Source organism: Fusobacteria bacterium ZRK30, from assembly GCA_024628785.1.
In the GTDB taxonomy this organism is placed as follows: domain Bacteria; phylum Fusobacteriota; class Fusobacteriia; order Fusobacteriales; family Fusobacteriaceae; genus Psychrilyobacter.
Genome location: CP102404.1, coordinates 929,936 through 953,147, shown reverse-complemented (window position 1 = coordinate 953,147; position 23,212 = coordinate 929,936). Strand labels below are relative to the sequence as shown.

Sequence of the window (23,212 nt, the reverse complement as noted above, 5' to 3'; positions counted from 1 at the left end):
TCTACAAAAGAAACTGAGGAAAGGTATGAAAGTAAAGGTAGAGAAATTCAAGAAAATTTAGGGGAATATATTCCTGAAGGTATGGGTTTGAAAGGAAAAAAGGGAAGACCTCCCAAGATGGAGAAGTTTTTTATTTTCTTGAGAGCTTCTGAACATAGCCAGAATACCCTGAAAACCTATAAATCAGCCATAAAGTTTTGGAATGGGGTAGCAAGATCCAACAACAAAACTATCTATAATCTAAATATCGAGGAACTGGAGAAAGGGATCATGTCAAAGGATCTCAATACCAAGAGAAAATTAGTATCCGCACTAAAGCAGCTAGGGAAATGGTATCTTAGGAGTGACTATCCAAAACTATACATAGAACTAAATAAACTGGTAATCATAGGACATAAAAGTAGAATACCTGCAACTAAGAGTGAGAAGGAATTTATTGAGATAAAAAATCATGCTAAGGAACTTATAGGCAAGGGAAAAAGAGAGGGAATATGGCTAGCATTGATGCTCACTTGTGGTTTGAGAATCAGTGAGATACAAACTGTAGAAGCTGAAGATGGGCAGATAAAGGTAATTGGAAAGAGAAATAAACAGAGGATAGTTCCGACTTCAGACTGGATATTAAAAGGGTTGAAAGATCTAAAAGATACCGGAAGAGGAGGATATAAGAAGCCTAGGGGAATAGTCGATCGAGGTTTGAGGAGGATGGGATATACCCATCTGCATTCTCTCCGACATACCTATGCTACTATTCTATTGAAAAGAGGATTACCCCTCAATCAAATCCAGAAATTACTGGGGCACAGTGATATATCCACTACGACTATCTATGCTCAGACTGAGGTGCCGAAGAATGTGGCGGAGTTATTGGAGAAGGATTCCTAAAGAATAACCTAAAAAATAGAAAGAAGAATATGAAATTATTGATATTCAATTTATTAAGTTTATAGTTGACTTTGAAACATTAGTATAATAATATTATATAGAAAATATATATATAAGGAGAGTGAGAATGAAAAAATTATTTAAATTATTTATCTTTATTGTACTGACTACAGGAATTTTTGGAGCTTCTATACCTAAAAATGGTAAGGATTATGTACTCAGTAAAGTTATTAAGGTAAAAGGTAGACAAGGAATAGCTGCGGATAAAAATTATTATTATGTTTCAAGTAGTAAAGCTCTTTATAAATATACTAAAGATGGAAAACTTGTTTCAGAAAATTTGAATCCTTTTACGAAGCTAGAAAAAGCAGCAAACCACTTTGGAGATATTGATATTTATAACAACGAAATTTATACAGGTATTGAAATTTTTGATTTTGGAGTGAGTAAAAATATACAAATAGCAGTGTATGATGCCAAAACTTTAAAATATAAATACTCTATTCCTTGGAATGCTGAATCTGGACAAGTGGAAGTATGTGGTTTAACGGTTGATAGAGTTAACGGGAAAGTGTGGATGGCAGATTGGACTAAAGGAAGATATTTATATTCATATGATATCAAAACAAAAGAATATGAAAGGAAAGTTCATTTAAGGCCAGATCCACAATATACACAAGGAATATTTTATATTAATGGCAAAATATTGATTGCTGCTGATGACGGAGATGCAGATTATAATGAATCTGATAATATTTACATATCAGATTTTTCTAATCCATCAGATACGGCAACATATGTTTCTCTATATAGAGAAATGAATGATTTTATAAGAGCTGGAGAAATAGAAGGATTATCAATTGATCCCACAAACTCTGATTTATTAGTTGTCGCTAATAGAGGAACTAAAATTGATAGAGGTATGCCTGTTGGTTTTTATAAAGGGTATGATAAAGAAATTTCTGAATTATATATTTATAAAAAAAATAAATAAAAATTTGTATAAATCTAAATTTTTTAGAAGCTTCAAGGTATAAATATAAGGGCTTAGGTTTTAAAAGAGTTTAGAAAGGAAATGAGAGCCTCAAAAAAATCAAGGTTTATTACGGAGCGACCTTTTTCCTTAAAGATAGGTTTTGAATTAAAAAAAGTGTACCCGTAAAGGGCATCACCAAAGTATCTAGAAATTTATTATCATAAATTAAGAACTTTAAGAGGGGCTGTTGCAAGTTTTGTGTAAACTCTAAAAATCAATGTAAAATTTCTATAAAATGGAGAGGTATAATTACTTTAATTATTACTTCTCCTTTTTGGGGTCCCGTCAGGAAAATGTGGATTTACAACGCTAAGGAATTTGTCCTGACGAGGAACGCCTTTAATATCAGGCTTAAGGCAAATTCAACTCTCTTAAAACTTCTATAGAAGTCCCCTCATTTGAATTAAATGTGTATTCACCTAAAAAGTTTATATGTTCCCACCCCATTGGAGATATATTGGAGAGTAGTTCTTCATTAAAATCACCAATTTCTTTCTTGTATTCAACAGCTTTTTCAAGGTAAAGTGTTTATGGCATTTATTAGGATATTAAGAGGACTAGCTCTTTGAAGCTGATTTTCTAAAGTCCTTTCCCTTAGTTCACCTTGTTTTCCAAAGAAAATAGCTCTAGCAAGTCCATTCATAGCTTCCCCTTTATTGAGACCTTTCTGTATTTTTCTTCTCAACTCTTCACTTGAAAGATAATCTAAAATAAATATAGTCTTTTCGATTTTACCCATTTCTCTAAGTGCGGTAGAAAGACCGTTCTGCCTTGAATAAGAACCTATTTTACTAAGAATTAAGGATGCCAGAACAGTCCCTTCACGGATGGAGGCTGCAAGCCTCAATACATCGTCATAATTTTCTTTTATTACCTTTTCATTTATTTTTCCACGAAACATTAAATTTAAACCTTTGTAATCATCAACAGTACTAAGGGTAAATAGCTTAACGTCTGCTAAATCTCTTATTCTAGGAGCAAATCTAAATCCTAAGAGCTGAGTAAGTCCAAAAACTTGATCGGTATAACCAGCTGTATCTGTATAGTGTTCCTGTATAGCCACGCTCCGTTTTTTCCGAATTTTTTCACCAAAGTCTAGTTTTAGTCAAAAAAATCAAGTGTTAGCTTCGAACTGAAGTTATCGCTTGATTTTATTGACTTAGAGCTATGTAACTGTAGATGGTGGATATTGGCGACGTGATACTTTATACGAATCGTGAAAACAAACTCTAATTCTAGCTAAACTTGGGGCTAGGGTTAGAAGTCTGCTCAGATCCTCATTACCGAATTGTGAAAACCTAGGAAACACAAGGTTTTCTAGTTTCTAATTAATTATCGTCATTGAACTCATCCAAATTATTTTCATCTCGAGTTCTATTGTCACTACCACCAGTCCACATATCAAAAAATGCAAATACTATAGCAATGCATCCTAATACCAACAACATTGTTATTATGATCATCCCCTCCATTAGATTCTTTTATTACAACTGATTTACCATGCTCTGTTTAGGGTCAACTATCCAAATCCTTACACTGAGCTTTTGCATCTTCTTCTCTTTCTTGTTTCAATAAATCTAACTCTTCCCAGAATTTTTCATATCCTCTAACTAATTTAATACAAACTCCTTGCTCCCCTACTTCAGCAATTCCATCAACAACATTTAAATTCAAAAATTTCTCATACTCTTCATCAGCATACCAGACTATGGCTTATCTTGAGCAAATCAATGGATTAGATCGAAATGCTCTTTTAGAATGTAAATTTATAAATGGATATTTGGAATTAGTGCTTAAAGGATATTAGGTAACAGAATTCTTAGAATCTGATTTAATTGTTACAACAGAATCAAGTTTTGTACCACTATAATCACATAAGAATCCTAGAGCCACTCCTAGGATTAAACCAGGGATAACCTGTTCCCAGTGTCCACCAGCAGCAAATGTTGAAAAACTACCAATAAAGGTACCAGGAATAAATGCAAACAACTTAAGTCCTCCTTGAATGCACATAATGAAGGTAACAATTGCAGTAAGGGTAGCACTTGAGTATTCACCAGGAAAGTAATTGGAAAGTTGAAAGATGACAACAGCCCATAATACACCACTAAGAGTAGAAAATAATGCTTTTGGAACACCATTGTCACTACATCCTCCTGCAGCAAAAAAAGCTGTACAACCTGCAAAACCAATCCAAGTAGGGATGTTTAGAGCATTACCAATTAATATCCAAATTCCACACAATATACCTGTGGTTAAAGATAAGGAAAATAATTTTTTCATTGTTCACCCCCCTATTTTAAAAATATTAAAGGCTAATTTCTCTGTTTTCATTTTCATTTTTGAATTTTATTTCACCTTTACTAATACATTTAACAGGACATACTAATGAACATAAATGACATCCTACACATTTATCTTTATCAACAGAAACTTCTCTGTTTTCTTTGTCCCAAGAAATAGCTTGATGTCCACCATCGTAACATGAAATATAACACCTTCCACATTTTATACATTCATCTTTGTTTATTTCAGGATAAACAATATATCCTCTATCAAGATCTTCAGCAGGGATAATATTATCAATTGCTTTTCCTACTAAATCTTCAAGTTTATCTATGTTTTTTTCTTCCATATAATGAGAAAGACCACTTATTAAATCTTCTACTATTCTATAACCGTATTGCATAATTGATGTAGTTACTTGTAGAGTTTCACATCCTAGAAGAATAAATTCTAAGGCGTCTTCCCAAGTTTCTATACCACCGATACCACTTATAGGAGCATCTTTAGTTTTTTCATTTGTTTTTAATTCATGTATAAATCTAAGAGCTATAGGTTTTACAGCCTTTCCAGAATATCCAGAAACAGATGATTTACCATTTACAATCGGTAATCCTATTTGTTTTTCAAGATCTACTCCAACAATTGATTTAACTGTATTAATAGTAGCAATTCCTGTAGCTCCACCTTGCATAGAAGCATATGCTGGTTCTACCATGTTACCTATGTTTGGAGTCATTTTTGCAAGAAATGGTAAATTACTTCCTCTTCTTACTGCTTGGCAGTATTTTTTAACTAATTCAGGATTTTGACCAACGTCAGAACCCATTGCGTGACTTGTCATTTGTGGACATGAGAAATTACATTCAATCATATCTGCACCTATTTCAGTAACTAGACGTGCAAGGTCTTCCCATTCTTTTTCGTTTTGACCCATGATAGATGCAATAAGAACTTTATTAGGATAATCTTCTTTTAGTTTTTTCATTGCAGCTAAGTTTTCTTCCAAAGAATGTTCAGCTATTTGTTCCATATTCTTGAATCCAACAAAAGGGGCTCTTTCTTTTTGTAGTTCAGCAAATCTTGGAGAAACTTCGTTTGCTATAAAGAAACCTACAGTCTTAAAAACTATACCTCCCCAACCACTTTCTAAAGCTTTTGAACACATTTCATAACAGTTTCCTACTGGAGAAGAAGAAAGAAGGAATGGATTTTCAAATTTTACGCCCATAAATTCTATTGATAAGTCTTTTTTTAACATTATTTTACACCTCCTAAAAATTCAATTATGCTTTTTGCGTTTTCTTTACCTCTTTTTATTGCCCAAACAACCGTTTTATCTCCTTCAGCAATATCTCCTGCAAAGAAAATATTAGATTCTTTTTTAGATCTTACACTTGAATCAAGATTACTTTCTTGACCAATAGCAACAATTATTTTATCACAATAAGTTTCTATTTTATCTTTACTATCTGTACCTTTGAATATAATTTTATCTGCTTCTATCAATTCAGGTATAAATCCACCAATAATTTGAATATTTAATTCCTTTGCAATTCTCAATTCTTCTTCACTTGCAGGAAGTTTGTCAAGAGTTTCTAAAGCTATTACTTTAACAGTTTCAGCTCCTAATAATTTTGCAGAACAAGCAGCATCAAGAGCAACGTCTCCTCCACCTACAACTACAACATTTTTTCCAATATCATTTTTTTGTTGTTTTTTAATTCTTGCTAAAAATTCAACAGCAATCTCTACATTTTCTTTCCCTTCAAAAATAGGTAAAGTTCTTCCGGTATTATTTCCTGTAGCAAATAATATACTCTTAAAGCCTTCTTTTTCAAGGGATTCTAAAGTTATATCTTTACCAAATTCAGAATTAAGAATAAATTCTACACCTTGTTCTTTTATGAAATTGATTTCATGGTCTAAAATTTCTTCTCCTAATCTATATTCAGGAATTCCATATCTTAACCATCCACCAAGTTTTTCAGATTTTTCAAATATAGTTGCTTTATATCCTTCTTTTGCAAGTTCTGATGCAGTAGTTAATCCAGCAGGACCAGAACCTATGATAGCTACTTTTTCTTTTGTTAAAGGAGTTTTTTTAATAAAATTAAGATTAAGTTTTCTTTCGTATTCAGTTAAGAATCTTTGAATTTTACCTATTTCAACAGGTTTATCAATACCTGATCTGCTACAGCCTTTTTTACAATATGATTCTGTAGGACAGACGTGTGCACAGACACCACCTAATATATTATTTTCTCTAATTCTTTCTACTGCACCTTTTAAGTTTCTGAAATATAGTGATCTAATAAATTTATCAGGTGATGTACCTGCAGGGCATTCTGATGAGCAAGGAGCGTCTTCACAAAGCAGACATCTTCCAGCTTCTTCGATTACTACCAAAGGAGATAGTGTATTTTCAAATTCTTCTTCATATTTTTTCATTTGATTCCTCCTATTCTTGAATATTTTTCATAAACTTTTCACTGCGCAGTAAAAATATGTTTATTTTTTAAGTGAATTGATAGTATGAATATACTTTATTAATATGATATAGTCAAATAATTTTAATGAAAATTTAATAAAAATTTAATTGTAATTTTTTAAAATAATTGATAATTTTAATAGTCTCATAAATATTATCAAAACTATTGTCAAAATCTGTGTATCAAAAATATGGATTTTAGAGGCTATAAGACTTGTAAAATCTATCAGGTGTGGTAAAGTTAAGGCATTTTTAATTTTATAGAAAATAAATTCATATAATAGAAATAATGGGGTAGCAAAAGGGTTTAAAGAAGTTGGGAGAATCTTAAAAACTAAATACATATTAGAATACTACACTAAAAAGGAACTTTTTAAATTTTTTTAGAGATTAAAAAAACAAAGTTCCAAGGATTTCGCCCTTGATACGGGCTACCTTGATGCTACGATTATTAAAATTGATTCTAATTTGTAGAATAAATTTTAAATGTAGGAAAGAAAAGCTAACGGAAAAATTCAAGAAGGTTTCTTACTCTTCCTTTTTATGGTTTCTCGATTGACGAGTACGAAATTTTCTTATAGTTATAAAAAAATTACGATGTCAAAGAGAAACCGAAGCTAAAACCATTTTGTCTGAATAAGTAATACACGATCGTTATTGTAGGAACATTACTACTGAAGCCGGACGACTACAAACTTCGAATAGAAAAATATCTAAAAAAATATAAAAATCTTTTTTGTAAGGGGTTTCTAGGTGTAAACATAAGAGGATAAGTTTCGAAAGGGCTTAGAAGGGGAATGAGAGCCTCAAAAAAATCAAGGTTTATTGCGGAGCGACCTTTTTGCTTAAACATCGGTTTTGAATTTTAAAAATGTACCCGTAAAGGGCATCACCAAAGTATCTAGAAATTTATTATCATAAATTAAGAACTTTGAGAAGAAAAAGAGTAGATGCTATCTTCATTCATCTGCTCTTTTTTGATTGTTTTTAAGTTTTTAAGTCTAAAACTATAATATTAGACTATAAAAAAGGATATCCGAGACCGCTTATCCCTGCCAGGCTTCGAGGATCGCTTCTTCAGGGAATGAACTGCGTGTTCTTCTACCCAGAGGGTCATTGGATGGCAGAGATGGTCGAGGTTCACCCAATCCTGTACTTATTGACTCAGCAAAGTGCTACCCCATATGGATCGCACTCTACAAGGGAAGGGGGAAGAAAAAAAATTTCTTTTTAAGTTTCTAGATATTTTTTTCTTATTTATACCTAGGGAAGATTTTTTTATTATAACTCTAATTAAGAACGATTATAACCTTGCTCTTCATACTCACGAAATTCCTCGGGGATTTCTTCTATCTTTACATTTTTTATTATTTTTATAAGATTGGATGTTTTGAGTTTTTCTGTAGTTTGAGCACTACTACTTTTACTTTCATATCCAAAAATAAATAAGTTAATTATTAAAAATAAATATTTCATATATCCTCCATTTATACTGTTATTATTACTTATAATTATCAAAATTTAATAACTGTCTGGCCTTCAAGAACTTCATATGTCTCTAAATAAATTACCTATTCATCGTTTTCATCTTTCATAGTTTCTAAAATAACAGTATCTCCTTCAGATCCTACACTAATAGTGGTAGAGCTCTGCCCAGCTCCCCAGCTCTGGCTTATAGACCAGTTCATCGTTCCTGATGCTGTTACAATGTCTTGGTATAAAGAAGTTACTTTATTTGTATTTAGTTCAAAAAAGTCATTCCAATCTGCAACAGGAACTTCTAAGAAGTCATCTTCCTTATTATTTGAAGCCATGGTATTCCACTGCTCTATCTTGCTAACATCTACTTGAGTATATATTCCTGTATTAAAATCTTCAAAACTTGAATTACTTATATATTCTCCTTGATCATTGATTTCCATTGCCTCTATATTGCAGACATCTTGTAAATTTTGTAAATCTGTTATTGTAACTGTCTGATTGTCATTCCAAATTTCATATTTTGAATCCCCAGTATAGGCACCATTAGGCAGGTTAGCATAGATTTCTCCTTCCTCCTTAATATAGTACCATCCACCACTATTATCTCTAACAGAAACTACTTTATCTGTTTCTCCATATGAATTACTATCAGATGAAAAAGGTTCTGTAGGATGGATATCAAATTTATTCAATAAATTTATATCGTTGGAAACTAAATCAGGGAATTCAAAAGAAATATTACTTTCAATGGAAAGTTTGGACCTGATCAATCCTAATTTATGCTGAACCTTTGCCACCTTCCCTTTATTTAATACTTTTCGAAGCTTTGGGATAGCCGTCACAGCCAAAACACCTATAATAGCAAGAACTATTAATAGTTCTATTAAAGTAAAACCATTTTTTTTATTCATAAAATCACATCCTTAATATATATTTATTATTTATTAAGTAAAATCCTTTTATTTTATAGGTATATGGATTAAATCTGATAAGTTTTTTGATTTTCACCGATTTTTTTTATCTGTGAGAATCCATTTAAATCAGATCTAATCTGCATTCTATTAGTTTTATTTTAGAAACAGTTCTGGGGAAGCTGTATGACTATAAAAGAGGATATCCGAAACCACTTATCCCTGCCATACTCCAAGGATCGCTCCTTCAGGAAATGAACTTCGTGTTCTTCTAACCAGAGGGTCTATGGGTGGCAGAGATGGTTGAGGACCCCCAATCCTGTACTTATTGACTCAGCAAAGTGCTGCCCGATATGGATCGCACTCTACAGATGAAGGGGGAATATCCGATAAAACCCAACTAAGAAGTAAAAAGAGAAAAAAAATAAAACTTTATACCCGTAAAGGGCATCACCAAAATACTAGAAATTTACGCTGTAAATTAAGAATTTTGCGAAGGTGGGGATAAACAGGAGATTCCATCCAGGAGGGGTGGGGAAGGGTTTGAAATTTTTCAAAGAATCGCTATGGGGAGCTTATGAGGTGCCTGTACTTTCGGCCCTAGTGACGCAAGTAGCTTATTCCTACCTAATATTATATAGAAAGGTGGAATAAGCTATAAAATATAATAGTCACAGGGCTATCCCTACTATCTACACCGAGCGAGGGCGGACGAGCTGAATCCCCCATATGAGTATCCCCTCACGAACGCTACCGATTTTAGAGGGGGTAGCCAAGGGGAGTGTGAGGGGAACGGCGAGGGGGGATGAAGTAAGCTCCCCTCGGCTGGAGATCCTCCGAGTCTGTCTCCAATAAGGAGGTCAGAAGAAAGCGGATATTTGGTCGTACAGAAGCTGGTCTCCAGCCGATCTTTTTGAGAATCGCCCGGGAATGAAAGAAGAATATTGGATATCCGTCTGAATATAGGAATAGATGATTTTGAAAGTAGGAGAAAAAAGAGCCCTTGAAGCATTAATGCTTCAAGGGCTCTTTTTTTAGTTAAGTTTAATTAGAAGTTTAAATTTTATACATGTAAGTATCTCTGTGAGTATCCCTTCTTCCTCTCCCTGCATTTTTATTAGCTAAAGTGATACTAAAGAGTAATAAGACACCTATAAATATTAACCATTTTTTTCATTTTTTCCCCCTTTAAATTTATAATTGTATTTTCTGAATAAGAAGATTAGCTTCGTATTCTAAAGAATTTTTTATATAAAATTTTAATATATACATAGAAAAATCGTAACACATCATTTCTTTTGGTATTTCACAAATTATTTTTATTAATTCCTGCTGTTTTAATGGCTGATGACCATAAAGTAAAACAAGTTGTTTTATGGAGTCTAAATATTTAGTGGGATTAAAGTGATGATGCTTAAGATCTAAAGGGAATGAAATTTCCTTTTCAAATGCAACAATGGCTTTCTTTGTTTCTCCTAAATATAGGTAGGATAACCCTAAATTCCAATAAGTTTGATACAAAGCTTTGTTTTTTAATTTTTTAAGTATATTTTCCAGTTTATTAACAGTAATTTTTACTAGTATTTCATTTTTCATTTTTTTAGCACAAGAAATGATGTTAGTATAACAAACTTCCAACTCATGATAATTTGATGGATCACTCACACTTTTTTTAAAGTGTTCAATAGCTTTCTCATATTCTCCTAAGTTTTGATAACAAATACCTAAATTATTGTAGGAGTGGTAGTAGTGTTTTGTAATCTCTGGCATATCAATGATAATTTTAAAAAAAGGGATAGCTTTACCCCATTTTTTAGTTTTCAAAAGATTTACACCAGTATTATAAGTTAAAAGAGCTTTTGTTTTAAATGGAGCTATATTAATTTTATTTTTATATTTCAGATGTATTTCATAGACAATTTGAGCTTTTTCTAATCTAGTTATTTCAATTAAGACAGAATAGAATAGAGCGGAGCAAGAGAAATGATTTAATAGATCATAATAGATATTTAAAGCTTTTTCTTTCCTCCCCATCTTTTGATTATATTTGGCTATAATATATCGATATTTACAGCTGTGAACTTCTTTCTCACGTCCAAATAATTCTATTTCTTCTTGTTTTTCTTTGGAATAGATACTTTTATTTATAAGACTTTCAACAATTAGTTGATCTAGTTCCTCCTGAGGACTAATCCATAATTCTTTTATAGTAACAACTTTATTTATATTTCTTTCTTGAAAAATTCTATTAAAAGAATCAACCAACAAGGGGATATGTTTTTCTTTAAAAAAATTATGACCTCTTTTTATTTTAGAAAGATATGTTGAACTAAGTCTTTGCCTTGAAAGTTCTTTTAAAGTTATTTTATGTTCTTTTGCTAGTTCAAATATTTTTTGCACGATAATCCCTCCCTATTTAGTATTAAGAGTATATCTTTAAAATTCAATTTATCAAAAAAACTTTAAAATAGGTGAAAAAATGAATAAAATAGTCCTTTAAAATTCATTTTTTGTCTATTTTTCAATTTTTTTTGATATTTCAGAAAAGCCCAGTATATATATTATAGCAATGAAAAATATTTAGTTTTTTATTGATTAAAAAGGGGAGGAGAATATGAATTTTTTACTATATTTAATATCATCAGTTACATCAATTGTAGGTTCGGGGATGCAGTCAGTTGTTATTCCACTATATATTTTAAAAGTCACAGGGTCAGGCCTAGAGATGGGAAAAGCTGCCAGTGTATTTTTAGTTCTAAGTCTTATTACCGGTCCAATAATGGGAATAGTAGCAGATAAATTCAATAGAAAACACCTATTAATAATATGTGATTTTTTGTCTTTTATAACAATATCAATTCTACTTCTCAGTGGAAGAACTAGCACTTCTTCTATAATTCTTATGCAAGGAGTTCTGGTTGTTATTTCAAGATGTTTTTCATCTGCATCTTCGGCAATTTTTTCAGAATTAGATTCTATAAAAAAAGTTGAAAGAAATAACAATATCTATAGTGGAGTAATCACCTTTACACAAATATTTACTCCAATTTTAGGAGTTGCTTTGTATGGATTTATGAAAATAGAATTAATCTTTCTTTTAAACGCAATAACTTTTTTAATTTCAGGATTCTCTGAATTTTTTATACAGTATACTCCTAGTGAAAAAAGAAAAGAGATCAAGATTCAAAGTGTTAAAAGTGTCATAGCATCCTATGCTCCTGTTGTAAAATATTTAAAGGAAAAAGATGAAATCTTAGGGGTTTCAGGGTATATTATTGTTCTAAATTTCTTTTTTAATCCTGTGACAACGATTGTATTTTCATACTTTATCTTACAAGAATTAAACTTAAAACCTTCATATATAGGTTATTTACAGAGTGTATTTGTTATTGGTCTTTTATTAGGTAATATTATCATTGGTAAATTTTTAAAAACAATTGAATTTAGAGAAAAAATAACTTATTTTTTGATGATTCAACTAATGATTTTAGCATTATTTATAAATATGGATCTGTATATTCCTAATCCATATTTTATTTATATAAATGGATTTCTTATCTTGATGCTTGGTATTTTTAATAGTTTAGTCAATGTTCCATTTTTATCTTATCTACAAAAAACCGTAGACTGTGATATTAAAGGGAGGTTTTTCTCATTATTGGATACAATGGTTAGATCTGTAGTTCCTTTTGGTTTAATAATTTTTGGTCTTTTGATAGATTATAAATTCAATATAAGATCTGTTGTTACTATGGGATCAATCACATTAACAATAGCAACCTATTTATTCTTTGGAAAAACTAAAGCAGGAAAAAAGTTTGTAAATAAATCAATTGCTAATTAATTGTAACGAATAGGAGGAGAGGAAGATTTTTAATAAAAAATTATTAAGAAATTCAAATTTTATGTTGTTAATTGTAGGTCGGTTTGTTTCGATTTTTGGGACATATATTCAAAACTTTTCATTATCACTATATGTACTTCACAAGACTGGAGATGCTGCATTATTTGCGTCTACGATAGCAGTATCTTTTATACCTAGAATTATTTTAGGGCCATTTGCAGGAGTATTGGCAGATAAGTTTAATAAGAAAAAAATTATGGTTACCTTAGATTTTATAAGTGGAGGAGTAATAGCCATCTACTCTTTGATATTTTTTTTTAAAGGAGAGTTTTCAATCTTTGATATCTATGTTATCCAAATAACGCTTTCTCTTCTTAATGTAATGTTTGCTCCTGCCTCAATGGGAGTATTACCTGTAATTATAGAAAAAAGCGAAAGAAAAAATGCCAATAGTTTAAACTCATTTTTATCTTCAGGTTTGGAGTTTATTACTCCGTTAATTGCAGGATTCACATACAGCTTTGGATTACTTCCTATAATGATGTTTAATAGTTTAAGCTTTGTTATATCAGGAATAAGTGAGATATTCATAAAACTTCCTGTGAGTAAGAGAGGAAAAAGTAAACTTGATGTAAAAAGTTTATTAGTAGATCTAAAGGAAGGTGTAGTTATTTTAGGTAAGGATAGATCTATATTAGGTCTTATATTTATAGGATGCGGCTTAAACCTATTGATAGGACCTCTTTTCTCCATTGCTTTTCCGTATATATTAAAAACACAACTATTAGTTGATGATAGAACTTTTGGAATTGTTCTATCCATAATGATCAGTGCTATGGTTATCTCTCCATTTATAGCCAGCAATATATTAAAGAAAGTTAGTATCAATACACTACTAAAAAAAATTTATCTATTAATAATAATTATGACAATCGCTTGTGGTGGAATCTTTTTAGGAACATCAAATTTCTTAGTTCTTATAATTTCACTGACTATATTTGGATTTTTAGTAGCAGGGTTGATAAATATTCTTGGAATATGTCTAGTAGGAAGTTTTCAAGATATAGTTCCAGAAGAGTATTACGGCCGAATAGGAGCTCTATTTAATAGTTCCATGGATATAGCCACACCCTTAGGTCAATTGCTGATAGGGTTTATATTAGCAGGGGGGAATTCTGCATCACTTTTTATTATTACCGGTATATTACTATCTACTTATCTTATAGTTTTTAGATGGTTAACAAAAGAAAATAAAAATAAGTATAGAAGTGTATAATTTATACTAAAATTATCTTGTAGGTATAGGGAGGAATAAAAATGAGAAACTATTGGTTATATTTTTGGTGTAGGATCGCGTCAATACTAGGAGGATCGCTCCAAAATGCTATTATTCCTATCGTTATACTAGAGGGGACCAGGTCCGGAGGAACACTGGGTTCTGTTTTAGGTATACAGGAAGTTTTGCTCTTATTGACTTCATTTGTAGCAGGGTATATAGCGGATAAATTTAATAGAAAATATATAATGATTATTTGTGATCTGATAAATGCAGGGTTATTAGGTGGATATATATTTTTAGCAGAAGGAGACATCAACTATCTTTTTGCTCTTATTTTTATACAAAATTCAGTGAATAAACTTTTCTTTGCAGCCTCCGGAACTATTTTTAGTCAAATTGTGAAGAGTAAAGACTTGTTAAAAAGAAAATCATTGATGAAAACTGTGGTCAGGATTATAAATATATCTGCTCCTCCTGTAGGAATTTTCCTCTATACGAAACTAGGATTAAACTTTATTTTAACTATCAATCTATTATCATTTTTAATCTCTGGAATTTTAGAGTTTTTTATTAGATATAAGTCACATCTGACAAAATCAAAGAATAAAGAAAGGGTAAATATTATTAAAGAGTATAAGGAACCATTGGTATATATCAAAAATGCTAATTCGAGCTTTAAAGGACTTATGTTGTTTATGTTATCTGTAAACTTCTTTTTTAATCCTATAATATCGGTTGTTTTTCCATTTATTATCACCAGCTATCTAAAACTTCCAGTAATATTTCTAGGATATACAATGTCTAGTGTTGCAATAGGATATATTATAGGAGGAGGGATTTTAGCTAAATATCCTGAAAAATTTGAATTAGGAGGGAAGCTATGGAAAAAGATGGTTATAATTAATTTTATAGTTTTAGCAGGAATTCCTATTTCACTATATGTTTTTAGTAATAATTTACTGTTGTGCCAGTTGAGTATAATCAGCTTATTTTTTATCTTTGGGGCTACAAATATTATATATGTTGAAACTTTATTTGTATATTTTGAGATAGTGATACCTCATAAGATAAAAGGCAGGGCTTTTTCATTGATAGAGATATTTGGATCTATATTGACCCCTATCGGTTATTTTTTAGTAGCTGGAATTATAGATAAAGTTAATCCGCTTTATTTATCTCTTACTGCCAGTGGTTTATGTGCTGTTTTTTACTTTATTGTAGTGGTGAGAAGGGTAGATTCAAAAGATATAAAAATGAATTTGGGAAAATTTATATAAAAGATTCTTCGAAAATTTTATTAAAATAAAATTAAAAAGGAGTATATTATGAAAAAAATATTTTTAATAGTTTTAATATTTGTAGCATTGGTATTTATAGGAAAAAAAAGGATAGAAACTACTTATTTTAATGAAACATTCCAAAAAACAACCTTAGAAAAATTTCAAACTGAAGTAGTTGAAAAAGATATAAAATTGATTACAATAGGTGAAAATCATCGTTATTTTTTATCATATGATATCTCTTTGGATTTTTTAAAACTTCTTTATGAAACAAGAAATATAAGACATTTTTTATTGGAATTCCCTCCTGCAAATGCAGAATATGCTAATAAATTTGTATTGACTGGCAATGAAGAATACTTATATAAAGCTATAAATTTTCCAGGTGTAATAAATGATAAATTTAAAATTCAACATGTTAAGTTTGAGAATTTTTTTAGAGATCTTTATGAATTTAATAGATCAAAGACTTTTGAAGATAAAGTTAAATTAGTAGGTGTTGATCTTGAGTTTAGACCTCATCCATTTTTAAACTTTTTATTAACTGAAGTAGTAAAAGATAGGAAGTTAAAGGGGGAAATAAAAGATTTGTTAGTGAAATATCCAGATACTCACACTAAAGATTACACTAAAGATCATAAAACTTTTTTAAAGAAACTTCAGCGTAAATTGGACAAAGATTTAGACCCTATGACTCGTTATTTTATAAAATCTGCAATAGATACCTCAAACATACATCAAACTAAAGCCGTTGATCTCAACAAAAGAGAAGTTCATATTTCAAAAAATATTGAATATATTTCAAAACTCTACCCTAATGAAACATTCATATTAGTTATAGGTAAAGATCATATATTTAAAAGTAAAGTTAATAGTTATACATCTTGTGTTTATTTATTAAAAACTCAGAGTGATTATTTTAAAGATAAAACTTTATCTCTTGATATTGAACGAAGATCAAATATAAAATCGAATAGTTTTTTAAGTAATAATTATATTGAAGACAAAATCTTCTATAAAACTATAAACTCAGATATGTTTAATAATATTGCAAATTTTATTTTTCCTAAAAAGAAAATATCCTCTAACAAAACTTTTGAATATGGTCAAAAATATAGTGATATTTATGATTATTTAATTATTAAGTAAGTAGCTTTAAATTTATGAAGTTAAAGAATTTACTTCTAGAATAAATTTTTATTCTGAATGCTACAAAGAAAACAATTCAGATAAAAAATTATAATTCTAAATTTAGAGATGAAGATATTGAAAAAATGAGAAAAAAAGGATATCTAAGACAGTTTATCCCTACTATCTACACCGAGCGAATGCGTAACGAGCTGAATCACCCATATGAGTATCCCCTCACGAACGCTACCGATTAGAGGGGGTAGCCAAGGGGAGTGTGAGGGGAACGGCGAGGGGGGATGAAGTAAGCTCCCCTCGGCTAGAAATCCTCAGAATCCGTCTCCAATAAGGAGGAAAGAGGAAAGCGGATACCTGGTCGTACAGAAGCTAGTCTCCAGCCGAATCTTACGGAGAATCGCCCGGAATGTAAAAAGAACCAGGGCATCTTGTACCCATATTTTTTTGATGTGTGTAATTTTTTTGTTTTTTTACACATATTTAACAATAAGAACTATAGGAAAAGAAAAAAAGACCTAGATTTTAGTCTAGATCTTAGGAGTTTCTATCAAGTATTTTAATTTATCAGGAGTCATTATTCCCATATAAATAGCTTTACCAGGGTATTTTTTTATAAATCCATCAATTAAAGTGTAAAGAGGATTAAAATCGTATTCTGGTTTAATTTTATCAATTATATATTTTATAAAGAATAATGTTCCTTCAAGATAAAACCAAATTACCTTTAATTGATCTTCATTGTTTACTATAAAACCATCAGATTTTATCTTTTTAATTTGCTGATCAATTGTAAAATGACTTTTGTTATATTTCATCTGATCTCTCCTATAATTATTCAAAAAAAAATCAGCCCTGGTACGCATGGTAAACCATTAAGCGTGGCTGATATATTATAAATACCTTTAATAAAAATCGTTACAACTCTTATATAAACTATTATAGACTATATTTTGTATTTTATCAAGTTTTTGATTTTAGAAGAAATATTAAATTAGGAATGAAAATTCTTGAAGAAAATAGAAAAACCGCGGACAGATTTAAAAGATTATTGCAAACAAAATATATGAAAGTACCAAATAAAAGGACACTCTAATAGGAGTGTACTTTTAAGGTTGATTTTATTGAGTTCATTTATGAAAGTTCCAAAATAGTTATTTTAAATAGAATATAAAAAGTTAGGAAATCAACAAATAATTTATTGTGCATTTATTTGGTATTATATAAAAAATTGTCTGCATTACTATTCTTTTTATTGGGTTTCAGACTGTCCGCGATGGATTAAAAAAGGGTTCTCCTTTTCAATTCCAGTGATACCAGTAAAAACAATTATTTAAAATGCAATATAAGAGTAAATAGAGTTCCACAAACTATTTATTTTGCAATAGAAAATGAAACAGTGGTAGGAGTAATAAAGATCAGAGAAAGTCTAACTCCTTTCTTATTAAAGCTAGGAGGAAATATAGGTTACTGTGTTGCTAAAGAGCATAGAAGAAAAGGGTATGGAAAGAAGATGCTTTCTTTAGGTCTAGAAAAAACTAGAGATATGGGAATGAAAAAAGTATTGATTACTTGTAATATTGATAACCAAGGATCTGAAGGAGTTATTTTAGGAAATGGTGGAATATTAGAAAACGTTATAGAAGAACACAAGCGTTTTTGGATAAAATTGTAGAAAAGAATTTGGGGCTGTTGCAAGTTTTGTGTAACTTTAAAAATTAATGTAAAAATTCTATAAAATGGAGAGGTGTATGTAAAGGGTAATATAAAATTGACCCTTTTGAGATAAAAAAGGCAGCTAATTATTGACCCACCCTAATATTACTCTGTACAATCTTTTTAAAGAGATGTACAGGAGGTTTGAGGTGGCAATTCATATGGATACATATAAAAAAATTAGACGACTTCATCTAGTTGAAGGGGTTTCTATTAGAAAAATTTCTAGAGATCTTCATATTTCTAGAAACACTGTTAGAAAGTATATTAATGGAGATACAATTCCTGGAGAAAAAAAGTTTTCTTCTCGAGGAAAACAAGTTATGACTAGAGAAGTCTTAGACTTTATTGAAGCTTGTATTTTTGAAGACAACGAGCATACTCATTCAAAACAGAGGCACACTGCTAATAGGGTTTGGGTTAGACTCAAAGAAGAGGTTGGGTTTCTTGGTTCATATTCTTCTGTTAAGGTTGCATTTAGAGAATTAAAAGGTAAAACAAAAGAGGTTTTTCTACCACTTACCTTTAATCCTGCGGAAGCTATGCAAATTGATTTTGGTTCAGCGCATATCTTTCTCAATGATGAAAAGCAGGAAATAAAATATTTTTGTGCTCGGTTAGCATATAGCGCTCATATCTTTACTAAGGCCTACTTCGCAGAAAGAGAAGAATGTTTTTTAGATGGGATCATCTCTGCTTTTGAATATTTTGGTGGTATTCCTAGAGAAGTTCTCTTTGATAATGCCAGAGTTGCTGTATCAGAAGGCTATGGAAAACATGTAACTAAAATAACTAAAGGGTATGAAACTCTCGTTGCTCATTATGCTTTTAAACCTAAATTTTGCAATGTTAGAAGTGGAAATGAAAAAGGTTTGGTTGAAAATTTAGTAGGACTTATCAGAAGAAATACTATGGTTCCTATCCCTAGAGTTAAAAGTTTGAATGAGTTAAATATCAAAATAAAAAAGGCTTGTGATAACTACTTAGAAAATCATAAAGTTGGCGGTGAAAGCTTAAGTGTTAAACAAAAATTCCAGATTGAAGCTAATAACCTTTTAGAGCTTCCTAGCCATTCACTAGATATTTCTAAAAGAGACTATAAAAGAGTCACTAAGTTTTCAACTGTAACTTTTGAAACTAATAAATATTCATTACCCTGTGAATTAGTAGGAACTGAGGTGATTTTAAAAACTGGTCATTCAGAAATACAATTTCTTCATAAAGGTAAAGTTGTTGCAATTCACCAGAGAATATTTAAAAAAAATAAGCATAGTTATCAATTAATTCACTATCTTAAAGCTTTAGAAAGAAAACCGCGAGCTGTATTTAATGCTGATCCAGTTATACAAAATATTCCTAAAGCAATTTTTGAAATGTATCACTCTAAAGGAGATTCAAAACTCTTTTTAGAATATCTAAGAGAAGAAGTCGGTCTTCCTAAAATCAACGACCAAATAGAAGTTCAAAGAAATAATTTAGGTAAATATGATAACTTAATTTCCCAAGAGGTGATCCAATGAGTGTAATTAGTGAAAAAATTAAACTTTTTTCCAAAGCTTTAAAACTATCTAGCTTCAAAGACTATCATGAGGTTCAGCGCCAAGCAATAAATTCAAAACAAGGATATGAAGAATTTCTGCTTACACTATTAGAAAAGGAAGTATTAACTAGACAAGACAATAAACTTTTCAGGTTAAAGCGCGGAGCTAAATTTCCCTTTGAAAAAACGCTAGAAGAGTTTGAAGTTAAACGTCTTAGCTATTTAAAACCTTCAGTAGTAGGCGAACTCTCCAGCTGTGAGTTTATCAAAAAAAAGAAAATATAATAATGATAGGGAACCCAGGAACTGGAAAGACACATCTTTCTATAGCTCTAGGACTTAAAGCTTGCAACTGTGGACATAAGGTGTACTTTACTACAGCTGCTAACTTATCAAATAAATTAGTTGAAGCGCAAGAAAATAGTAATTTAGGGAGATTCTTAAGGCAATTAGCAAGATTAGATCTACTCATAATAGATGAGCTTTCCTACCTCTCCTTTAACAAACATCAATCAGAACTCCTATTTCAAGTGATTTCAGAAAGAAGTGAGAGGGGAAGTATTATAATTTCTACTAATTTAGCATTTTCAGAGTGGGAAGAATTCTTCCCTGATACAATGTTAACAACAGCTTTAATAGATCGCGTAACATTTAGAGGACATATTTTAAACATGAATGGTGACTCTTACAGGGTCTCTGCGAAATAGGCAGGGTGGGTCACTTTTTAATTACCCTTAGGTGGGTCAAAAATTAACTGCCACATGGGTCAATTCTTGATTGACATTTACATATACTTTTTTTTAAATTAATATCAATATTTAACTAAATTTATGACATTATAATTTTATTTCGCAACCCTTAATACCCTTTAATTTCTTGGTTTTTATTAATGATTAATTGTTTTATATTTTAAGTTAAGTTCAATAAAAGTAAAAATTTTCTAAAAAAAAAATTAAATATAGTGTATAGTATTACTAATAGGGATTAACCTACATATATGTATATATATACGTATGTGTGTGTTTTTTTGTTGTTATACGTTTAAAAACCAAACAATAATTATTTTAGGGAAAGGAGTAGTGTAGTGTAATGAAAAGAATAAAATGGTATATAACAAGGTGGTTCAGGTATCACATTTTAAGACCTCATTATCAAAAATTCTATGGAAGTTTTGATAATTATTGTAAACAACGAGAATTCTACGAGAGAAGGAGAAGGATCAAGTAAAATTAGAAAAAAGATTAATAGGCTTTTTTTATTGTATAGGAAATTATAAAAGGTGAATCTCGTTAGAGGTTTGCAATAAAGTAGTCTTTAAAATTGAAAGCTAAGTTTTAAACACTGAATTATTAGAAAAATCGCATAAAAAAAGGACTTAAAAATTAAGTTAAGGTAATATATTTAATTTTTGAAATCTAAGGATAATACAGATCACCATATTTTTTATGATGAAATTGAGATAAAAAACAAATGAAAAATTTAACACCAATAGGATTCTCATTAAAAAATGAGGATTTATAGTTGCGATTTTAAAGTGGTATTTGAAGAAGAATTGAGCAAAGATTCCTTCATAATAGATAGTAGATTCTAATCAAACTAAAAAATATTTATAGGATATTTAAAATAAATAAGAGAGGAGGGTGTGATAAGAATCCTATACACTTATCATAACAAGGATATATGTGGAAAATTAAAAAAAGAGAAATATTATTAATGGGAGTGTTCTTATTTTTTTTAAGCAACTGTAAAGAAAGTTTAGCTATTGGAGAAGAGTTAAATGCAGGGCAGGAATTAAATAGGCAAATTAAAGCAATTGAAAATTTTAAAATAAAGAAAGAAATTGAAAAAGGTTCTCAGATTCAAAAAAAAGAAGAGAAGGAAGAAATATCAGAAAAAGAAAAGTATCCTGAAATTGAATTTATTTTGAAAAAAGTAGAGCATAATGATTCTAAAATTTTAACAAAATTAGAATTAAAGAGTATAATCAAGAATTATGAAAATAAAAAAGTAAATTTGAATGAAATGTTTGAACTGGTAGAAAAAATAAATAAACTTTATGAAAAAAAGGGATATGTAGTTTGTAAAGCAATTATCCCACCTCAAACAATAGAAAATGGAGTTTTTAAAATAATATTGATAGAGGGAGAAACTGATAAAATCGAAATAAAAAATAATAAGAGTACAAAAGATTCTTATATATTAAAAAGAATGGATAGTTTAAAAAAAGGGGATATCTCCAATTTCAATGAATTAAATAAAAATCTAGTATGGTTTAATTCAGTGGAGGATATCTCAATTGAAATTCAAATGAAAGCAGGAGAAAAATTTGGGACAACAGACTATATTTTAAATGTAAAGGAACCTAAAAAAACAGATTTAATAGTTTATGCAAATAATACTGGAAGCGAAAGTACTGGAGAATATAAGGGTGGTTTTGCTTATGCTAATCACAGTGTTTTTGGTTATAGAGATAGTTTAAACTTAGTAGGTGCTGCAACGGAAGGAAGTATGACAGGTGTGGTAAGTTATTCTATTCCTATTTCAAGGAAAGGAACTAGGTTGGAACCTCAATATTCAGCAAATGAAATGAGTTTGAAAAATGGAGATTATGCAGAGTTAGATACAAAGGGAAGTTCTAAAAATTATCAAATGACAATATCTCAACCTTTATTTATAAGAAGAGATCTTAAGGTTAATTCTGGCCTTACTTGGGGAAATCAAAAATCAAGTACAACAATTTTAGATAATAAATGGATTGATGATACAACAGAAAAAGTATCAGGTTATATGTCTATATTAAAATATTTTAATAGATCAGTATTTTATATGAAAAATACTTATTCATATTTAGATTATGAAGATATTAAATTAAATAAAAAATATTTCACAAAATATGAAGTAAATATGTTGTTCCAAAGATTATTAGAAAATAATGCAATTGTTTATTTGAAAATAAATGGTCAGGGGACAGCTGATGAATATTTACCATCTTCAGAACAATTTTTTATAGGTGGATCATATATGGGAAGAGGTTATCCAGAAAGCTTTATGGGAGCAGATAAGGGGATAGCTTGTAGTTTAGAATATGAAGTTCCTATAGTTAATAAGATGAAGGCATTTATGTTCTTTGATGGTGGAATGTTATATGGGGAGACTTCCTACGAGGATAAAGAAATTTATTCTGCTGGATATGGAGTTAGAGGTAGTTTTTATAAAAATTTAGATTTATCATTAACAATGGGTATTCCTATGGAAACTGATTATAATGGTGAAAAGATAGATTCTTTTAGACTACATTTTGTTTTTAGTTATAAATTATAGG

Annotated in this window: 19 protein-coding genes and 2 pseudogenes; 11 read left to right on the top strand and 10 right to left on the bottom strand. The window is 30.1% G+C overall.

The features are described from left to right. Positions 1-87 precede the first annotated feature (87 nt). Entirely contained in the window at positions 88-885 is a 798-nt protein-coding gene (locus NRK67_04550; protein UUV17178.1) for a tyrosine-type recombinase/integrase, read from the top strand. Between the two features lie 127 nt (positions 886-1,012). Further along, positions 1,013-1,879, top strand: coding sequence for a hypothetical protein (locus NRK67_04545; protein UUV17177.1), 867 nt, complete (start codon positions 1,013-1,015; stop codon positions 1,877-1,879). 393 nt (positions 1,880-2,272) lie between these two features. Here the strand turns inward: NRK67_04545 and NRK67_04540 are convergent. The 9 genes and pseudogenes from NRK67_04540 to NRK67_04500 form a co-directional block, all read right to left on the bottom strand. Next, positions 2,273-2,984, bottom strand: a pseudogene (locus NRK67_04540) (transposase). Positions 2,985-3,249: 265 nt separating this feature from the next. After that, complete coding sequence (locus NRK67_04535) at positions 3,250-3,384, bottom strand: hypothetical protein (protein UUV17176.1); 135 nt, start codon at positions 3,382-3,384, stop codon at positions 3,250-3,252. Between the two features lie 52 nt (positions 3,385-3,436). Continuing rightward, positions 3,437-3,595, bottom strand: a complete 159-nt coding sequence (locus tag NRK67_04530; GenBank protein ID UUV17175.1) for a hypothetical protein — start codon at positions 3,593-3,595, stop codon at positions 3,437-3,439. Positions 3,596-3,724: 129 nt separating this feature from the next. Further along, positions 3,725-4,204 (bottom strand): DUF1097 domain-containing protein, encoded by a 480-nt coding sequence (locus tag NRK67_04525; GenBank protein ID UUV17174.1) that lies wholly within the window; start codon positions 4,202-4,204, stop codon positions 3,725-3,727. 25 nt (positions 4,205-4,229) lie between these two features. After that, a complete protein-coding gene (preA, locus tag NRK67_04520; GenBank protein ID UUV17173.1) occupies positions 4,230-5,465 on the bottom strand; it encodes an NAD-dependent dihydropyrimidine dehydrogenase subunit PreA in 1,236 nt (411 codons plus the stop codon). Beyond that, on the bottom strand, positions 5,465-6,655 hold the full coding sequence (locus NRK67_04515) for an FAD-dependent oxidoreductase (protein ID UUV17172.1): 1,191 nt from the start codon (positions 6,653-6,655) through the stop codon (positions 5,465-5,467). The genes preA and NRK67_04515 overlap by 1 nt, the downstream gene beginning before the upstream one ends. A gap of 1,333 nt (positions 6,656-7,988) precedes the next feature. Then, on the bottom strand, positions 7,989-8,171 hold the full coding sequence (locus NRK67_04510) for a hypothetical protein (GenBank protein ID UUV17171.1): 183 nt from the start codon (positions 8,169-8,171) through the stop codon (positions 7,989-7,991). Positions 8,172-8,995: 824 nt separating this feature from the next. Further along, positions 8,996-9,088, bottom strand: a pseudogene (locus tag NRK67_04505) (prepilin-type N-terminal cleavage/methylation domain-containing protein). A 1,194-nt stretch (positions 9,089-10,282) separates the two neighbouring features. Continuing rightward, entirely contained in the window at positions 10,283-11,488 is a 1,206-nt protein-coding gene (locus NRK67_04500; protein UUV17170.1) for a tetratricopeptide repeat protein, read from the bottom strand. 214 nt (positions 11,489-11,702) lie between these two features. Here NRK67_04500 and NRK67_04495 point away from each other — a divergent pair, with 214 nt between their 5' ends. Genes NRK67_04495 through NRK67_04480 form a run of 4 tightly spaced genes read left to right on the top strand, consistent with a single transcriptional unit; the run spans position 11,703 to position 16,640 of the window. Further along, on the top strand, positions 11,703-12,932 hold the full coding sequence (locus NRK67_04495) for an MFS transporter (GenBank protein UUV17169.1): 1,230 nt from the start codon (positions 11,703-11,705) through the stop codon (positions 12,930-12,932). A 25-nt stretch (positions 12,933-12,957) separates the two neighbouring features. Next, entirely contained in the window at positions 12,958-14,208 is a 1,251-nt protein-coding gene (locus NRK67_04490; GenBank protein UUV17765.1) for an MFS transporter, read from the top strand. A 41-nt stretch (positions 14,209-14,249) separates the two neighbouring features. After that, positions 14,250-15,488, top strand: coding sequence for an MFS transporter (locus tag NRK67_04485; GenBank protein UUV17168.1), 1,239 nt, complete (start codon positions 14,250-14,252; stop codon positions 15,486-15,488). Positions 15,489-15,536: 48 nt separating this feature from the next. Continuing rightward, complete coding sequence (locus NRK67_04480) at positions 15,537-16,640, top strand: hypothetical protein (GenBank protein ID UUV17167.1); 1,104 nt, start codon at positions 15,537-15,539, stop codon at positions 16,638-16,640. A gap of 524 nt (positions 16,641-17,164) precedes the next feature. On the opposite strand, the gene NRK67_04475 is transcribed toward NRK67_04480, so the two are convergent. Then, complete coding sequence (locus NRK67_04475) at positions 17,165-17,452, bottom strand: hypothetical protein (GenBank protein ID UUV17166.1); 288 nt, start codon at positions 17,450-17,452, stop codon at positions 17,165-17,167. Positions 17,453-18,006: 554 nt separating this feature from the next. Here NRK67_04475 and NRK67_04470 point away from each other — a divergent pair. The 5 genes from NRK67_04470 to NRK67_04450 all read left to right on the top strand — a co-directional run bounded on the left by NRK67_04470 (position 18,007) and on the right by NRK67_04450 (position 23,211). After that, the gene (locus NRK67_04470) at positions 18,007-18,309 is read left to right on the top strand and encodes a GNAT family N-acetyltransferase (GenBank protein ID UUV17764.1); all 303 of its coding nucleotides are present in this window, start codon (positions 18,007-18,009) and stop codon (positions 18,307-18,309) included. A gap of 190 nt (positions 18,310-18,499) precedes the next feature. Then, positions 18,500-19,870, top strand: coding sequence for an IS21 family transposase (istA, locus tag NRK67_04465; GenBank protein UUV17165.1), 1,371 nt, complete (start codon positions 18,500-18,502; stop codon positions 19,868-19,870). After that, on the top strand, positions 19,867-20,175 hold the full coding sequence (locus tag NRK67_04460; GenBank protein UUV17164.1) for an ATP-binding protein: 309 nt from the start codon (positions 19,867-19,869) through the stop codon (positions 20,173-20,175). Before istA ends, NRK67_04460 begins: the two co-directional genes overlap by 4 nt. A gap of 2 nt (positions 20,176-20,177) precedes the next feature. Continuing rightward, positions 20,178-20,597: an ATP-binding protein gene (locus NRK67_04455; GenBank protein ID UUV17163.1), complete on the top strand. Its 420-nt coding sequence runs from the start codon at positions 20,178-20,180 to the stop codon at positions 20,595-20,597. Between the two features lie 973 nt (positions 20,598-21,570). Beyond that, positions 21,571-23,211, top strand: a complete 1,641-nt coding sequence (locus NRK67_04450) for a BamA/TamA family outer membrane protein (GenBank protein UUV17162.1) — start codon at positions 21,571-21,573, stop codon at positions 23,209-23,211. Position 23,212: the final 1 nt, after the last annotated feature.

Excerpts from the sequence above, each read along its gene's own strand:
- NRK67_04535 (UUV17176.1), bottom strand. The coding sequence starts at position 3,384 with ATGATCATAATAACAATGTTGTTGGTATTAGGATGCATTGCTATAGTA.
- NRK67_04455 (UUV17163.1), top strand. The coding sequence starts at position 20,178 with ATGATAGGGAACCCAGGAACTGGAAAGACACATCTTTCTATAGCTCTA.
- preA (UUV17173.1), bottom strand. The coding sequence starts at position 5,465 with ATGTTAAAAAAAGACTTATCAATAGAATTTATGGGCGTAAAATTTGAA.
- NRK67_04545 (UUV17177.1), top strand. The coding sequence starts at position 1,013 with ATGAAAAAATTATTTAAATTATTTATCTTTATTGTACTGACTACAGGA.
- NRK67_04515 (UUV17172.1), bottom strand. The coding sequence starts at position 6,655 with ATGAAAAAATATGAAGAAGAATTTGAAAATACACTATCTCCTTTGGTA.
- NRK67_04450 (UUV17162.1), top strand. The coding sequence starts at position 21,571 with ATGTGGAAAATTAAAAAAAGAGAAATATTATTAATGGGAGTGTTCTTA.
- NRK67_04525 (UUV17174.1), bottom strand. The coding sequence starts at position 4,204 with ATGAAAAAATTATTTTCCTTATCTTTAACCACAGGTATATTGTGTGGA.
- NRK67_04480 (UUV17167.1), top strand. The coding sequence starts at position 15,537 with ATGAAAAAAATATTTTTAATAGTTTTAATATTTGTAGCATTGGTATTT.
- NRK67_04485 (UUV17168.1), top strand. The coding sequence starts at position 14,250 with ATGAGAAACTATTGGTTATATTTTTGGTGTAGGATCGCGTCAATACTA.
- NRK67_04460 (UUV17164.1), top strand. The coding sequence starts at position 19,867 with ATGAGTGTAATTAGTGAAAAAATTAAACTTTTTTCCAAAGCTTTAAAA.
- NRK67_04510 (UUV17171.1), bottom strand. The coding sequence starts at position 8,171 with ATGAAATATTTATTTTTAATAATTAACTTATTTATTTTTGGATATGAA.
- NRK67_04495 (UUV17169.1), top strand. The coding sequence starts at position 11,703 with ATGAATTTTTTACTATATTTAATATCATCAGTTACATCAATTGTAGGT.
- NRK67_04475 (UUV17166.1), bottom strand. The coding sequence starts at position 17,452 with ATGAAATATAACAAAAGTCATTTTACAATTGATCAGCAAATTAAAAAG.